The organism is Virgibacillus sp. 6R (assembly GCF_001895305.1).
Taxonomy (GTDB): domain Bacteria; phylum Bacillota; class Bacilli; order Bacillales; family Amphibacillaceae; genus Virgibacillus; species Virgibacillus pantothenticus.
Genome location: NZ_CP017762.1, coordinates 4,004,536 through 4,019,362, shown reverse-complemented (window position 1 = coordinate 4,019,362; position 14,827 = coordinate 4,004,536). Strand labels below are relative to the sequence as shown.

Annotated in this window: 20 protein-coding genes and 1 tRNA gene; 3 read left to right on the top strand and 18 right to left on the bottom strand. The window is 40.5% G+C overall.

What is annotated here, in order from left to right; all coding sequences use genetic code 11:
* Window positions 1-31: 31 nt before the first annotated feature.
* The 13 genes from BKP57_RS18160 to BKP57_RS18095 form a co-directional block, all read right to left on the bottom strand.
* Complete coding sequence (locus BKP57_RS18160) at window positions 32-343, bottom strand: hypothetical protein (RefSeq protein ID WP_072742118.1); 312 nt, start codon at window positions 341-343, stop codon at window positions 32-34.
* A 39-nt stretch (window positions 344-382) separates the two neighbouring features.
* A complete protein-coding gene (locus tag BKP57_RS23180; protein WP_257786690.1) occupies window positions 383-508 on the bottom strand; it encodes a hypothetical protein in 126 nt (41 codons plus the stop codon).
* Window positions 509-578: 70 nt separating this feature from the next.
* Entirely contained in the window at window positions 579-1,262 is a 684-nt protein-coding gene (locus tag BKP57_RS18155) for a hypothetical protein (protein WP_072742117.1), read from the bottom strand.
* Window positions 1,255-1,737: a hypothetical protein gene (locus BKP57_RS18150; protein WP_072742116.1), complete on the bottom strand. Its 483-nt coding sequence runs from the start codon at window positions 1,735-1,737 to the stop codon at window positions 1,255-1,257. Before BKP57_RS18150 ends, BKP57_RS18155 begins: the two co-directional genes overlap by 8 nt.
* 18 nt (window positions 1,738-1,755) lie before the next feature.
* A complete protein-coding gene (locus tag BKP57_RS18145; protein ID WP_072742115.1) occupies window positions 1,756-2,241 on the bottom strand; it encodes a hypothetical protein in 486 nt (161 codons plus the stop codon).
* Between the two features lie 257 nt (window positions 2,242-2,498).
* Window positions 2,499-2,861, bottom strand: coding sequence for a hypothetical protein (locus BKP57_RS18135; protein ID WP_072742113.1), 363 nt, complete (start codon window positions 2,859-2,861; stop codon window positions 2,499-2,501).
* Between the two features lie 60 nt (window positions 2,862-2,921).
* Window positions 2,922-3,251: a hypothetical protein gene (locus BKP57_RS18130; RefSeq protein WP_072742112.1), complete on the bottom strand. Its 330-nt coding sequence runs from the start codon at window positions 3,249-3,251 to the stop codon at window positions 2,922-2,924.
* 78 nt (window positions 3,252-3,329) lie between these two features.
* A complete protein-coding gene (locus tag BKP57_RS18125) occupies window positions 3,330-3,560 on the bottom strand; it encodes a helix-turn-helix domain-containing protein (protein WP_072742111.1) in 231 nt (76 codons plus the stop codon).
* The gene (locus tag BKP57_RS18120; protein ID WP_072742110.1) at window positions 3,560-4,321 is read right to left on the bottom strand and encodes a hypothetical protein; all 762 of its coding nucleotides are present in this window, start codon (window positions 4,319-4,321) and stop codon (window positions 3,560-3,562) included. Before BKP57_RS18120 ends, BKP57_RS18125 begins: the two co-directional genes overlap by 1 nt.
* Before the next feature lie 116 nt (window positions 4,322-4,437).
* A complete protein-coding gene (locus BKP57_RS18115) occupies window positions 4,438-5,859 on the bottom strand; it encodes a TOTE conflict system archaeo-eukaryotic primase domain-containing protein (RefSeq protein WP_072742109.1) in 1,422 nt (473 codons plus the stop codon).
* A 425-nt stretch (window positions 5,860-6,284) separates the two neighbouring features.
* Window positions 6,285-6,548 carry a hypothetical protein gene (locus tag BKP57_RS18105; protein ID WP_156875380.1) on the bottom strand — a complete coding sequence of 88 codons (264 nt, stop codon included), beginning with the start codon at window positions 6,546-6,548 and terminating at the stop codon, window positions 6,285-6,287.
* 133 nt (window positions 6,549-6,681) lie between these two features.
* Window positions 6,682-7,137 carry a hypothetical protein gene (locus tag BKP57_RS18100; protein ID WP_072742106.1) on the bottom strand — a complete coding sequence of 152 codons (456 nt, stop codon included), beginning with the start codon at window positions 7,135-7,137 and terminating at the stop codon, window positions 6,682-6,684.
* 479 nt (window positions 7,138-7,616) lie between these two features.
* Entirely contained in the window at window positions 7,617-8,165 is a 549-nt protein-coding gene (locus BKP57_RS18095; RefSeq protein WP_072742105.1) for a hypothetical protein, read from the bottom strand.
* A 205-nt stretch (window positions 8,166-8,370) separates the two neighbouring features.
* Between BKP57_RS18095 and BKP57_RS18090 the strand changes: the two genes are divergently transcribed.
* Window positions 8,371-8,727 (top strand): helix-turn-helix domain-containing protein, encoded by a 357-nt coding sequence (locus BKP57_RS18090; protein ID WP_083547326.1) that lies wholly within the window; start codon window positions 8,371-8,373, stop codon window positions 8,725-8,727.
* Between the two features lie 351 nt (window positions 8,728-9,078).
* Here the strand turns inward: BKP57_RS18090 and BKP57_RS22565 are convergent, their stop codons facing one another.
* Complete coding sequence (locus tag BKP57_RS22565; RefSeq protein ID WP_072742104.1) at window positions 9,079-9,522, bottom strand: hypothetical protein; 444 nt, start codon at window positions 9,520-9,522, stop codon at window positions 9,079-9,081.
* A gap of 766 nt (window positions 9,523-10,288) precedes the next feature.
* On the opposite strand from BKP57_RS22565, the gene BKP57_RS18080 reads away from it, so the two are divergent.
* Window positions 10,289-10,876, top strand: coding sequence for a site-specific integrase (locus BKP57_RS18080; protein ID WP_072742103.1), 588 nt, complete (start codon window positions 10,289-10,291; stop codon window positions 10,874-10,876).
* Between the two features lie 402 nt (window positions 10,877-11,278).
* Here BKP57_RS18080 and BKP57_RS18075 read toward each other — a convergent pair whose 3' ends face one another.
* The 3 genes from BKP57_RS18075 to BKP57_RS18065 form a co-directional block, all read right to left on the bottom strand.
* On the bottom strand, window positions 11,279-11,992 hold the full coding sequence (locus BKP57_RS18075; protein ID WP_072742102.1) for a hypothetical protein: 714 nt from the start codon (window positions 11,990-11,992) through the stop codon (window positions 11,279-11,281).
* Window positions 11,993-12,153: 161 nt separating this feature from the next.
* The gene (locus tag BKP57_RS18070) at window positions 12,154-13,194 is read right to left on the bottom strand and encodes a tyrosine-type recombinase/integrase (RefSeq protein ID WP_083547324.1); all 1,041 of its coding nucleotides are present in this window, start codon (window positions 13,192-13,194) and stop codon (window positions 12,154-12,156) included.
* A gap of 157 nt (window positions 13,195-13,351) precedes the next feature.
* A tRNA-Arg gene (locus tag BKP57_RS18065) sits at window positions 13,352-13,424 on the bottom strand.
* A gap of 221 nt (window positions 13,425-13,645) precedes the next feature.
* Between BKP57_RS18065 and clpP the strand changes: the two genes are divergently transcribed.
* On the top strand, window positions 13,646-14,233 hold the full coding sequence (clpP, locus tag BKP57_RS18060) for an ATP-dependent Clp endopeptidase proteolytic subunit ClpP (RefSeq protein ID WP_050352353.1): 588 nt from the start codon (window positions 13,646-13,648) through the stop codon (window positions 14,231-14,233).
* A gap of 42 nt (window positions 14,234-14,275) precedes the next feature.
* Here the strand turns inward: clpP and BKP57_RS18055 are convergent, their stop codons facing one another.
* Window positions 14,276-14,530: an HPr family phosphocarrier protein gene (locus BKP57_RS18055; RefSeq protein ID WP_050352352.1), complete on the bottom strand. Its 255-nt coding sequence runs from the start codon at window positions 14,528-14,530 to the stop codon at window positions 14,276-14,278.
* Between the last annotated feature and the right edge of the window lie 297 nt (window positions 14,531-14,827).

The window sequence follows — 14,827 nt, the reverse complement described above, 5'->3', positions numbered from 1 at the left end:
GCGCCTATTTTTACTAAAACGTCTCCTATCATCAGCTATCAATCCGCCTTGCATACTCGTTAGCGAGGTTTTGCGCTCTTTTTATATGTACATCGTGTTTTGGTCGGTTTCCCTTCGCGCCAGCTTCAAGTGCTATACGGAGTTCCTTCATCGCTTCGCGGAGGATGCTTAGGTGACGGCGGTCGTCTACGTTTAGTTTTAAGTTTTTTAACTTCGTTTCACCCTGCGAAACTAAAAGAGCCGCGCTTTGGTAGGTGCGCCGCTCTGGTTTTTGAGTAGTCATTTTGGTTACTTTGTTTAAGTGCTTTGTTACCACATCTTGTATGTCTTTTTTGCTATGCAAACTAATTCCCCCTTGTTTTGTACCAATTCTCCCCTTTGCTTACAAAAAGCTGTAAATAAAATCTAATCCAATCGCCATTAAACCTAATGCAGCTAATAACATTCCAGTTAAAATAACGGTTGCGAATGTATAGCTAAATACCTTAGCAAACTTATTGCTTTTCACCTTTTTACCACCTCCTTTAAATAAAAAAAGAGAGGCGTTAGCCCCTCTGTTTCTTCTTATCTCGTCTATTTTAGTTGATTTCTCGTTCTGGGCGCACGCTCCCGCGCGTAATTTTTCCGTGTTTGTATGCTCTGCTAACTTCCGTCTCTACGACTCCGTGATAATTTGTGTAGTACGATGGAGGTGCGAGGAACTGCACAGATGGTACATACGGACGTTGCACCTTTGTGTTTGATTGATTTACTGCTTCTACTGTATCAAAAAATATGCCCCGCTCTATGTCTAGTTCAAACTGACGATAACCGACAAGCGCTTTGAGGTACTCGTACTTAGCGTCTTCAATTCGCTTTTTAACGGCATCAAAGTGCTGTGCTACCGCGTCTTGTGCTTCTTGTTTTGCGAGGTTAACCGCTTGCCTTGCCGTTGTATTGGCATCAGATGAACCCGATCTAAACGCCCTATCTTTACGCCCCTGTGCGCCTTGTAAGTCGAGTTGCAGGTCGGCAATTTTACGTCTTAACTCCCGTTCTTTTTCTTGGTTTTTATTGGAGGGGTCAGCGAGCGTAGCGTCCATTGCCTGCTCTAGTTTTCGTTGGGCTTGCGATAACTCCGCTTGTATTTTATCCGCCTGTTCTTTGGCTTGTTTTTGCCGTTCCTCGGTTTGCTCGCGTTGCTGTTGATATTTTGCGATTAAGTCCCTTAGTTCCTGCGATTTTTCAACTTTTACAGTTCGTAAGTCATCAGCGTTATTCATACGTTAAATCCTCTCCCTTTAATTTTTTAATTAAGCGCTGAAACCTATATAATACGCTTTTATGTCGTTCCAACTCCTGCATGCCGTTGTCGATAACAGCTACTGCTTGATGTTCTTCTCCGTTTGAACCCTCTAAGTTATAACTAACAAAACGTTGAAGCAACCAGTTAGCAGAATCTCGTAAATATGTATGCTCGGTTTCCTCCGCACCTACCAGTTCAAATAAAAACTCGGTCATGTTTTTTACAAAAATGAAATTTGCTTTATGTACATCGGTTTGCTTAGCAGTATGACGGATAATCGCTTGAAACGCCTTAAAATCGTTTTCCCTGTCGCTTGTCTGCGCTTGCTTACGTTTAATCTTTTTGACGATAACATGCTCGGAGTAGCTTCCAGTTGATGCGTTTTGCATAAAATAGGCGTACACCGATCTCTTGCTATCGCTTGCTTTGTGGATATAAACGTTATATAGCACTAATTAACCTCCCTCGCTCTATTTTGTTGCTGCTTGTTGCCCAACTCCGCAAGTATTCTCTGCGTCCAGTTCCTGCCCTCCGCCATCTTTTTTCTGGTATTGAGGTCTTTCAAGCCTCGAAGCCTCCCATTTGATTTTTTCGCCATTTAACTGCCCCACCTTTACAATTATTGATCGTATTTCTTCTTCAAAAAGGCTGTATTTCCGCCTTACTCTACGTTTTTCTCCCGTTTCCTCGTACTCGTGTGTATATATGGCTACGTCGGGACGGGGCATTCCAAACCTCCGCAAGCTATCCACCGTTTGAAATATATTGTCGTATATCCCTTGTGCGATTAGCTTTTTGCCGCAAGTAATCTCGTACTTGTTTTCGTCCTCTTGTACCGTTAAAACAACGTCGTTATCGATTAAATAGCTACTATTACCGTCCTTGTCCGTTTTGATTAACGTTGTTTGAGGCGGTAAGTTGCCAACATACGTGTGTTGCTTAGTTATGCAGTACACTCGTTTATCCCCTCCGCGTTTGTCTGTTTCGCTTGTATTAGACCGACTTTACTTTGCACTCAAACATACGTTCAGCCGGGCGTCTCTGCTCGCTAGGTATCCGAAAATGGACGCCTATCAGCTTGCCGTTTTTAAAATAATCGGCAGTGATACGCCAATCATGTTTATATCGCTTAATCCTGCGAATCAACTCGCGATCCTCGGTGTATCCCGCAAGCCAGCCCGGTTCTTGCTTCCACAGTTCGTTATTTTCTCCGTTACTCACTCGCCTCGCCTGCTTCTAAGGCTTGGATGCGCGTGTTAATCGTTAACAACTCCGCTGCTTGCCTTGAGCTGCCGGCTCCGCCTTTGTATTCCGCCTTTTTGTCGTCAAATAGTTGCTTTAATTGAGCGACGGACATGCCTTCGTACGGGTCGGCGGGTTTGGTTACTTCGTGGTCTCCGTTTCTAATTTCCGTTGCTAAGCAAATCAAATCTCTTTTAGCTTCGCGGTATTCACTTTCCGTTACAGTACGATAAGGGCGTAGATTCCTGTCATAGTGCATTACCTTTTGCTTTGCGTCTATTAGTTGGCGTTCTAGTTCTTTCCGTTTTTCTGCCCAGTTGTTTTCATTTGTCATTGTAAAAATCCTCTCTTTTGTAAAATTGAATATAAAAAACGCCAAACTTAACGACGTTTATTATCTAAATAGCAATTCAACGGCTTTTATGTTGTCGTTATCACCGTTATATGCAAAGCAAGCATTCACAACTATCTTTGTATTTTTAAAAGGTTTTTGATGGCTAACAAACCCAAAAACAGGCTCATTGTCTACTTTTATATTCAACAAAATTTCATGCAGTTTGCGATAACTTTTAAAACCTAACGCCTTAGCTAATTGTTTTATATTAATCGGCTCTACTTTGTCTGCATCAGTTTCATGTGGGTTAGTGCACACTACATTAAAATTAAAATTTATGTAAGGTAAAATATCACGGAGTAACTGATCGTGTGGCTTATCAATTGTCATTACATTCAACTCCTTTTAGTTTTTATTGACATTAAATCGTAAATATCATAAAATTATAATGGGTAATTATATGTGTTTTTACTTACTTAGATTAAATTTTTTATAAATGGCTTTGATTTCTGCTAATTTTTCTGCATCTAATCCAAAAACTTCTATTAATTGATTTTTTACATTATCAGTTACGTTCTCAACTCCGCGCTCGATAAAACTTACGTATGTTTGGCTATACCCCAGCTTATCCGCCATTTGGTAAGTAGTTAGTTGGTGTACTTTCCTTATTATGTAAAACGTATTATTATCAATTAACATTAAATTACCTCCTTTTTGCTGTTTACTGCATTAGTATCAAAGCATAAAAAATCATTGGCGTTGTCTCCGCCTCTACTATTAACGGGATTTTCGCGACGCTTTTCCTGCGGTTTTTTACTTTTTTCTCGCATAATTTCCGCCTGTTTATCACGTCTGCCTCCGTACACTCGTTTTTGCGCTTGCATGATTAGCTTATCAGTCAATTCTCCGTCCTCCATCGCTATTTCTCGCTCTTGATAGTCTTTTTCCTCCGTCTGTTCTCGTTTATCAACATAAGCACTCGTAGGCAAGTACGTTCCAGTTTCTTCAAATTGCTTTTGCGCCCGATGCATTCTCTTGCGGCAATCTCCGCTACAAAAACGCTGGTCTTTTCTCCCCTTAAACACGTTAATGCAAAACACGTAGCTACATTCTCGATAGCTTGCCGCCCACTCTCTCGCACCCTCCTCAGTTACGCTGCCGTATTCTTGCGCCGTTAAGATGTCGTCAAGTAAGTCCGGTAACGTGTAGCGTGACTTTTCGGTGTGCTGATATTCTAACTGCGCCCATTGCTCCGGCGTGTAGTCGCGCCATGCTTCGCGTTCGATATTCTCCGCCACAAACGCCCATGTTCCGGCGAGAATGCCGAGTTCTTTGCGAGTAGGCTCGTTGTTGTTTGCGAGGTACTTTTCCGTATCTTTGCGTAGCTGATCGACGTCTGTTCGTCCGGCGCGTTCTTGCTTAGTACGTAAGTCGTATAGTTCGGTGTTTTTGTTGGCCATAAAATAATATCCCCTTTAGCAGTTTATTTGGCAGTATATTCCATGTGTTGGTTTTCGGTACGAATAACTTATTTATATCTGTATGTAGTTAAGAGAGATAGCCGTTAGGCAAGGTTTTAATGCACGCGCGCTTTCCATCTATTGTTAAATTCGTGACGCTTTACATATTTTCTTATTTCCGGGGTGCTACAAAGCATTAAAGCAACCTCTATTAAATCACTTTCCGCCGTAACCTTTACTGAATCCTCGCTTTCTTTTGGCTCGTCAATAGTTAATCTATATTTGTTTGGTTTGTATCTAACCTCGCCTAACTCCAAACTCCTAGCCCTATCTACTTCCGATTTCCTGTGATATTTGATAAATCCAGTTTCGATCAGCTTTTTAACTGCATTTTGTACCGTTTCATGCGAATTAGTACCGATCATTTTCATTGCTGACCTCATCGTAAGGTAAAATATATTACCGTACCGCTTGCTTGTAATTAACATTGCATAGGCTAGTTGTTTTTGTCGGAAAGTTCCTGCGCCAAGTACCGCAAGAATCTCGCTTTTGTAGATTACTAGATTGCGATCAGACTCCTTAATCGTTATATCCTTTTCAAACACGTATTTAGTAAGTCTTTCCGCTTCTTTTTGCCAATAATCCGGCGTACTCCCCTCGCTAAAGTACTCCCTCGGTGTATTCGTCAACACGTCCATAATTACGTTAACCGTTTCGGCTTGCTCCCAGCCTTGCGTATTTCCGAAACAAGCTAACGTAAAGGTCGTTTTATGTCTCGTTCCGCTCTGCGTCAACCGTCCAGTTTCGATTATCTTAGCCGCTCGTTGTAAAGCACCGGACAGATCAACAGCATTTACAGATATATCCGTTTTACTTGCGACTGTCTCAAACTCTGCGATTTGTTCCTCAGTTAGGCCAAAGTCGGTTTTTGTTATCGATGTAGACGACATTTGCTCGATGGTTAATATGTAATCAAACGACTTTATCGGCTCTAGCGTCTCGTTGTCCACAAACCAGCAACGCTGACCGGTCTTTTGATGAACCCCTAGCGGTAACTTGACGCCTTGCTTCCATGTCGCCCGGAACTCGATTTCTCCGTTTGGGATAGCGCCAACGTTACTAATTACATTTCGATAAAATTCCTTTAGTTCGCTGACGAGGATCGGCTTATCAAAAAACAAATCGACGTGATACCCTTTATTACCGGACAAACTAACGTGTATGTGTTTTCGGCTAATTCCAAACTCGTCAACCAAAACATGAACAAGTTTTAACGTCGCCCATCTAGCGGTAGTTTCATGTTTGCAATCGACATCAAACGTTATAAACTTGTTAAAGTAGCCGCCGGAAAATATTCCGTAAGTTAGTCCGCCTTTAAGGTGTGTGTCGATGAGACCGTCATTTAATTTTAGAACGTTATTTGTCGTGCTGTACGTCAGTGTTACGTATCTGTCAGGGTATTGCACTAAGTATTTGCTCCGCGTTTGAATGTACAGCTTGTTAAATTGCTTAACGTGCTGTTTTGTTGGCTGTTCCATACTTAACTACGCCCCTTTGCCCTGTAAGTCGACAACTCTCGTTCTAAATCCTCGCTGTTTTTAAACACAAAAACCAACTTGCCCGGTCGTCTTGTTGACGGCTCGATATGTACGAGATCAAAGTCCTTTGCGACTAGATCATTAGCTACTCTTAGGCTTAAAATACATTTGTACTTTTCCAATTTTTATCCTCCCTCACACTACTAAAATAAATAATTAAATTTAAAAATTATAGGAAAGTGTCGGGCAACCTCCAAACCCAACCCTTTCCGCGTTTATATAGACAGCTAAAGGGTAAAAATACACTAATAAAATAATTACCCCGCGTTTATTAAGGCAACTAAACGGTAAAAAATGTGGGTATAAAACGAAAATTGTCACAGAAAATTTACATTACCGTTCACAATTCGGTCACAACTTCCTATTTAGTGAATAATTCCGCTGTTGCTCCCTCCGTCAAATATCTCGCTTAAAGTACGCCACATGTTCCGATTCTTTTCGAACTCCTCACGCATATCCTCATCAGCCTCCGCTAATACCCTTAACTGCTCAATGTCTGACGAAATCCATGCATATTTACGTTGCCATTCCGATAATTCGTCCATAGCGTTGTAAAAGTCGTCCAGTAATTTAACTCCGTAAGGCGTGTCGAATGAACGGTCGCGGAGTTCGGGCGATTCTTTTTGCAATAAATTGTTCGAGTATCTTACGTTCCTTGCGTTCGCTTTCTAACTTACGGGTAGCTTCGCGGAGTTTTTGTTCCAGTTCTTGATTCGTCATTAAAAACACCCCTTCTATGTTTTTCACTTCCGTACTTGCGAATCAGCAATTGACCCACAAGTAAAATCCGTCATCCGTCTTACGTGCTGGCTCGCCTCTGCTTATACTCATAAAATGGTTAATACCGTAGTAATCAAGCGCTAGTTTTGCCGTCTCGATTACGCCTTTTGTATTTGCGATGATACTTGCTAATGACTTGGTGGAAGCCACTGTTTGACTGTGCTTATATTGATAATATTGCTCTCTTAATAGTTCGAATACATTTTCACTTACTCCCGTAGTTCTAACTAAAAAGTCTACTTCTAAATAATCAATATTGGCGCCGCCTTCTATACATTCACAAACAGCCTTTAAAAACTCTGACTCATGCAGCACCGTCAAAAGAGTGTAGTCTACTGTAAAACTTGACCAATCATGTTGTTCTACTTTCTCATCTTGACCGACAGTCATAAACTCTCTAACCAATTCAATTTTTTTACTGTTCATTACGTTTTCCATTAAAATCTCTCCCTTAAATTAGTCTAGGCTTTACCTAGCAATTACCTGTCATTACTGTACACGACGTAAAATAGTGAATTTGCGACATTTAATTTTAAATTTTTATTTTATCTCCTCACTATCATATTCCCCAATAAGCACCCTACTTTGGGACATTTAATTTTTACGCCCTCATCCATATAAACGGAAACCTCGCCACGATTGCGTATTTTTTCATAATTTATTTCCCTCCCTATTATTAATTGCCAGGTAAATAGCCAAAAGTGGTACAATTATTTTATCCCCTCACTATTGAGTACACATGTTGACTGTAATTTTGGGACAATTAAATTCCCCTACTTTATTTTCCTTGTTAAACAGCACAATGTGGGACAACCGAGTTAATAGTTTTTAAGCCGAAACAATCACGGCATAGTACAAGAATCCGACAACCAACGCAAAGGCTGTCACGTAAAATACGTCAGTTGCGTTTAGTTTTCTCATTTATATGCGCCTCCTACTTCTACCTTTGCTCCGATCCATCTCCTGCGATATAACTCCGCAAACAGGTCGACTACACTTACCTCGTTTATATGTGCAAATAAATTCCCAACGTGCTTATCCCATAAAAAGGTAATCATCGCGTCACTTTCAAAGTTGCCGCCTTCAAGCGTTGCCTCGCCAGACTCGAATAGGATTAACGACAGCCCATCGGTATAATGCTTTTGTTTAAACCGGGAGTACCCGCCATCCTCGTAGTGTTCTTCCGTTATTTCGACGTCTGGTAAATGGGCAGTTAGGTCAAAGTCTAAATCGTGAGCGGTATGCGGCTGATTAGGGTCAGTTACAACTGCCGGTGTATCTCTCTCAAACTCAAGCGTTGTTACCGGGTTGCTTACGTCATGCAACAACCGACTTGCTTCTTCCGCTAGTGCTTTTTCGTTGGTTTGCGTCATCAGCTTTTTTAATGCGAGTTGCAGAACGGCTATTTCGGAATAATCTGCGGTGATTGTTACAGTTCCTTTGTTTCCGTGGTTAATAGTTTTCATTTTAATTCGCTCCTTTACTTTTATACGTTTAAGAGTATAATACTCAGAAATAAAAATGCGTTTATTACGCCTATACGCTTAGAAGTATATTATATCTATACTTTAGCACCGCGAATTATAAATGTCAACACTAAATTTGAAATTAAACGTGTAAACGTATAAAATTAACTTAAAGAGTTATACTTATAATAAAGGGAGTGACTATATGAGTTCAAAAAATTATACAACTGGAAAAGAAGCTATTGAAGCATTAAATACACCTGAAAATCCAGACGATAGAACACACGATCAAATTAGAGTGGTTTTTCATATCAAAAGAAGAATGCAAGAACGAGGGTTAACTCAATCTCAGTTATCGGAAATGACGGGAGTTCGGCAAGCTACTATATCCCAGCTTTCTCGTGGTTATATTGAGAGGCTGCATATTCCTACCTTAGAAAAAATAGCGAACGCCCTTAAAATAACTGATATAAACCAGCTAATGTCATTAGACCTTGAAAGCGAAATAATGAATATGGCTAATCCGTATGATGTTTCTTTTGGAGATAAACCGGAAAACTAAACGTTCCTTAGTAGCAGATTTTCGTAAAAATTAAAGCGTATGAGGCGTTCTGTGTGTCGCGAGTATTAATACATTCGGATAAAATAGAAACATCTGAGCGCCTTTTATTTCGTTAAATTCCTGTCAATTGCACACGTTTTTAAACGTTGGTATACGTCAAAAAGTTTACGACCTTCTCCGAAATTCGGAGGTGCTTCGGACATCGGAATGTCTATCGCATAATTGATCGTTATAAACTAGTTCGTGCCAAATTGGCACAACCAAACTTCCGAACCTGTTCGCAAATTGTGACAAGCTTATAACAAGACTCTACGTTGACGGTATGTTCAACTGTTGACAATTTGTCAATAACTATAATTGTTGTATTAACCGACTAACTTGTTGCGGACAGACGTCACCACCCCCTAAATTGTAGTACGTATCGGAATTTGCCATCGTTATTACTGTACGTTCAGTAATTACCTGCTTTGTCCATCTGAAATTCGGACAATCGTAATTCCGACCACGTGGTCGCTTTTGACGATTCAGTTGCAATTGCGAGGACGTCCTCGTTTTTCTTGACGTGATGTGCGTTGTGGTGCGTTCTGATTCCGGTAAGGTTGTTATCATGTATAATGCCTTCATCCCTAAACGTGGGTACGTTCCCACACTTACATCACTTAATTCATCAACAATGCGAATGAATTTATTTGCATCGCTCCTATCCATCTCAATCTCTCGTAACCAATCAGTCCAACCTCCGCGGCGTTCCGCCAGTTTTTCCTCCTTCAATCGATTGTTCCAAATTTGGAACATTTGTTAATCTTCCTAATTCTCTATTCAATCTCTCTGCGTTCTCCGCCTGTCTTTCCCTAGCCTTCCTCCGCTCCTCCTCGTAAAACAACCGAATTACTATTGCCGCTTTCTGACCGTTCTTTAGGTCGTCACGTTTCAGTTTTGTTTCGGTAATATACGTAAAAGATGTACAAAATCGGTACGAATAACTTATTTATTATCTACGTAAGTATCTGTATGTATTTAAAAATGAGGGCAGTTAAAGGTGGACGGGCGGAAAGGTCGGAGTTAATTTTGGCATTCCTTTGTTATATTCCATAATTTAGGAGTTCAAAATAAAAAATGTTGTACGCAAATTGCGGGGGTCTGGCAACGATCCTCACAAACAGACTACCCCCGCCCCCTTTTTCTTCGTTCACTCTTCCGATCATCCCCGAAATTAATTCCGAATTTATTCCTGTTCGTTTTCAGTGGAGCTTTAAGCGAGTTTGAGGGCGTTACGCCTTCTCATGCTTGCCTTTGCTGTGCTCGTCTTGGCTTGTCTTGTGCTTCCCTTACACGTCTTCTCGTAGCTGTCTAGGCTGCTTACGTCTTGTGCTGTGCTTACTTACTCTGTTGTTCTTTCATTGGGTTATGTCTGTGTGTTGAATGTAATCTTATACCTATTTCCTTACATACGATATCTTGTATTATAAGCATTATATAGTTGACCATCATTCGAATGTACGTTAATATAGAATTACCACATATAATCATACATACGATTCGCTATAAAAGGAGTGGGAAAATGACGAATAAAGTAGACGTACAACCGTTAAGAACTGCCGAAGAAATAGAGGAGTTCCGAGAAGCCTTAAAAATAGCAGGAAAAGGCGTTGGGCAAATGAATCAATCAGCACGTAATTTGCTGCTCTTTACTATCGGAATTAATACTGGGCTAAGAATCGGCGATATAGTAAGGCTAAAAATAGCAGACGTAAAAGGACGAACAAACTTCACAATTCGAGAAGGCAAAACGCAGAAAAAGCGGACTGTTCACTTAAACGCAATAATGGCGGACATAGCCGAGTACATAACAGAATACTTACCAGACAAACCAGACGACTACTGGCTGTTTCCTAGTCGCAAAGGAAACGGACATATCACAACAACGCAGGCTTATCGAATACTTAACAAGGCGGCAGACTTGATCGGAAGGAATGACATAGGAACGCATACACTCCGCAAAACATTCGGCTATCACTATTACCAGCGTACAAAAGACGTAGCAACGTTAATGGAAATATTTAATCATGCAGATCAAGCGACGACTAAACGATACATCGGAATACGTGAGCAGGAAATTGCGAACTCACTTCGGGACTTTCGGCTGTAAAGGGCGGGCTAATGGCGAGGTACTATCGACATCTCGCCTTTTTTTGTTGCCGTGAAAATTTCGGAGGGCTTCGTCTCGTGAACGCGTTGCCCGGCTTAAAACGTTTTGGAGGGCACGCGCAACCGCCCGTTGCCCCATAAATTTGACGAAAATGGCTTATTTTGACGTACAATAATCACATGAAAGTAAACAAAAATAACCGCTTAAACCAAATAAATCCCGAGTTTCTTCCTATATTATGTCTGGGAATAGTATCAGGTACTAATTTGTTTACAGTATACGTCTAGCTATATAAGGCATTACATAAAGATCAAGCCTTATTTCTACGACCACAAACGATACATTTTCCGTCAAAATAGCTATACCTATCTTTACGAAATAGCCGACAACCTAACCAGTATTTTAAACGCATTTGACACACTCCTCCCCTAAGAATAAGCGACGACTTAACTTGCGAATGCTAGCGTACATATATCCGTCTAAATTACGCACCTGCTCACGTTTATACCTTTGTATGCAATCGACAATACACGACTGAAACGCCTCTGCGTGTGCCTCTAAACGTACCTTTGCCGTCTTTGCCCTAAATATAATTCCTACGTATTTACGTAATTCCTTACCGAAAAAGAACGGCTTTAATACAGCGAATAAAGGCGCGGGTATTCCCCACGGCTCTAATACGTAATGTTGTTCGCTTATAAAGTCCTCGGTTTGCTTTTTGACAATCGGCTCGTTTTCCTTTGCTGGGCTTGCTTTCTTTGACTTTTCCCCATGCGACATTTCCGACTCGACAACATATGGCAAAATACGATAAATGTTCGCACCTTTTCCGCCACGAACCGCCCTAGTCGTGCTTAATTTTTCGATCACCTCTAACGCAACTAACGCCTTGACTGCTCGTTCTACTGTACGGCGCGATTTTCCGATTCCGTCTGCGATTGTTTGCGTTTTTAAGTGGCTTGCTCCGGGGTACTTCACGGAATATTGCGATATAAATTGCAGTACGTTGCGCTGTGTTTCGTTCATGTCGTACTTCTTCCGGTTGGTGTGCTGTTTGACGTGGTGGTTTAACTCGCTTACATCGCTAAATACTTGATACTTCGATAAATAATGCATTCCGATTTCCTCCTCGTAAAGAGGCGCACCAATGCGTACGTATGTTCCGTTTTACGTATAGACGGGCAGAAAATTGACTTTAACTATTTTTTGCGATACACTGATTTTAGTCGAGTAGTGTATCAGACATCCGTCTGGTGCGCTTTTTTTTTGTGTGTTTTTTATTTGTTCCTATGCCTTAATCTCGCAACTGGACTGAACATTGCATGCTGTTTTTTAATATCTTCATCCGTCATTTGGATGTATTTTCTTGTCGTTGAGATTTCTGCATGTCCAGCAATCCTTTGTAAGGTGAAAATATCTCCACCGTTTAAAATATAATTTCTACAAAATTGATGCCTTAACATATGTGGAGTTACTCTTTTTTCTATGTTTGCTTTATTTTTGTAAATGAAAATCCTTCGCCTAAAACTGTTTTCTTGGTAACGCTCCCCAAAGTTTGAAACAAAAACGTATTCTGTATCAAAGTTTGCTTTTACTTCCGAAATAAGTTCCATCAGCGCTCTTAAAACTTGGTTTGATAAAGGTAATATTCTCGGCTTTCTGTTCTTACTTTTGCTAGCTGGTAAATATATAGCCCGTTGTTTAAAATCAACGTCTTTTATTTCAAGGTTGAATATCTCTTTTGATCGAATACCGCAATCTAACATAACCATCATGCAAACCAAATCTCGAAACTGTGCATACTCCCTCACATCTGGTGCATCAAGTAACTTCTTTATCTCGTCATCACTTAAAGGCGTGAACGTATCCTCATCAACTCTTAGCAATTTTATATTTAACATAGGATTCTTATTGCATATTTCCTCTGCTGTAAGAACATTAAAAAACACTTTCAAGAACCGCAACCTAATATTTATCGTATAAGGCGACAAACCGAATCCGCCAACTCTCTTATTTTCTTTTTCTTCGGATAGGTAAATAATGTATTCACGAATTAACGCCGGAGTACAGTCATTTACCGATACAACTTCCGGGTGTTTTTCGCTTAACCATTCATCAAAATACCCGAATAAGTCGTAATAATCGCTTACAGTCCGTTTACGCACTCCCTCCGTCTTTTTAAATGCAACGAAATATTCTAATGCGTCATTTAACGATAAATTGAGCGACTTGTCCGAGAATATTTCATCAGTGGATCGGTCAACTTTTGGTTTGACGCCCCTTTTTCGTACAATCGACTTTCCTTTACGTTCAGACAACAAAAAACGCCCCTTTCATTACTTCGTAAAAAGTAACAAAAGAGACGCCTAAATACGTCATATAAATTTCGAATTTACCCTACCGGAAACCGTAAGACCTTCCGATAAGCTTTCCGTCTGAAATGCGTGTATAAACCGCACCATGACGGCATTTTAGCACGCCCGGAGGGATTTGAACCCCCGACTCACGGTACCGGAAACCGTTGCTCTATCCCCTGAGCTACGGGCGCATATCATTTTCAAAAGAAGACACATAGAGTATTATAACGTTTATTCTTTGATAAGACAAGACCTTTTTTCTTTTATACGTTTATTTTCACAAGAAAGGGGAATAAATGGAAGTGTATTTGTCAAAATCTCAATGTTTTTTGTTTGACCTTTTTTGACCTATTAGTTATGATAAATATATCGATATCTTGGATATACGAATAGATAGAGGAGGATGATTGTTATGAATTTAATACCAACAGTAATTGAACAAACCAACCGCGGTGAACGCGCCTATGACATTTACTCACGTTTACTTAAAGATCGAATCATTATGCTAGGAAGTGCGATTGACGATAACGTTGCAAACTCTATCGTAGCACAATTATTGTTTTTAGAAGCAGAGGATCCAGAAAAGGATATTTCATTATATATCAATTCCCCAGGTGGATCAATCACTGCAGGCATGGCAATCTATGATACCATGCAATTTATTAAGCCAGATGTATCGACCATCTGTACAGGTATGGCAGCTTCTATGGGAGCATTTCTCCTAACTGCAGGAGCAAAGGGTAAACGTTATGCACTGCCAAACAGTGAAGTAATGATTCACCAGCCATTAGGCGGGACACAGGGGCAGGCTGCAGACATTGAAATCCATGCTCGCAGAATCATTCAAATGCGTGAAAAAATCAACCAAATTCTTGCTGAGCGCACAGGACAACCAATTGAAGTAATTGAACGTGATACAGACCGTGACAACTTTATGACAGCGGAGAAGTCCGTGGATTATGGTTTAATAGATAAAGTCTTAGAACGTAAACCCGAATAATTTCGCATAGAAAACCGCCCTTTTTCAGAAGAGGGCGGTTTTCTATGTTTCTGAAACAAATTTCGTTAATCTTTCAATCGCTGTTTCCTCATCTGTTCCGTCAGCAATAAGTGTAATCTCTTCCCCCTTCGTTACAGCTATACTCATTAATCCCATAATACTTTTTGCATTTACTTTTTTTCCGTTTTTTTCGATAAAAACATGAGACGTAAAACGATTTGCTTCTTGAACAAATTCAGCTGCCGGTCTTGCCTGTAAACCCGCTGGCAGCTTTACCTTAATCAGTCGCTCAACCAACTATCTCATCCTCCCCATACGCGAAAGCGCTGTCACCAATCATTTTATTTCTACATTCAAAGTTCATAATGAGGTCTGGAAAAAGTATTTTTATTAAAATCCTGAACTATTTACAGATAGTAGATAGTGCAAATAACCTCTCCAGAAATATACTTCACTTTCAGAGAGCGGCTAGCGAGCCCCTCTCGTGCTAACATACGGAGTGAGGTCTCGCCATTATCCTTTCCTTCTGCTTTGTCTACCGCATATTTCCGAAGCTAAGAAGTGGGTTATTTGCCTTTATTGTTAACCGTTTAG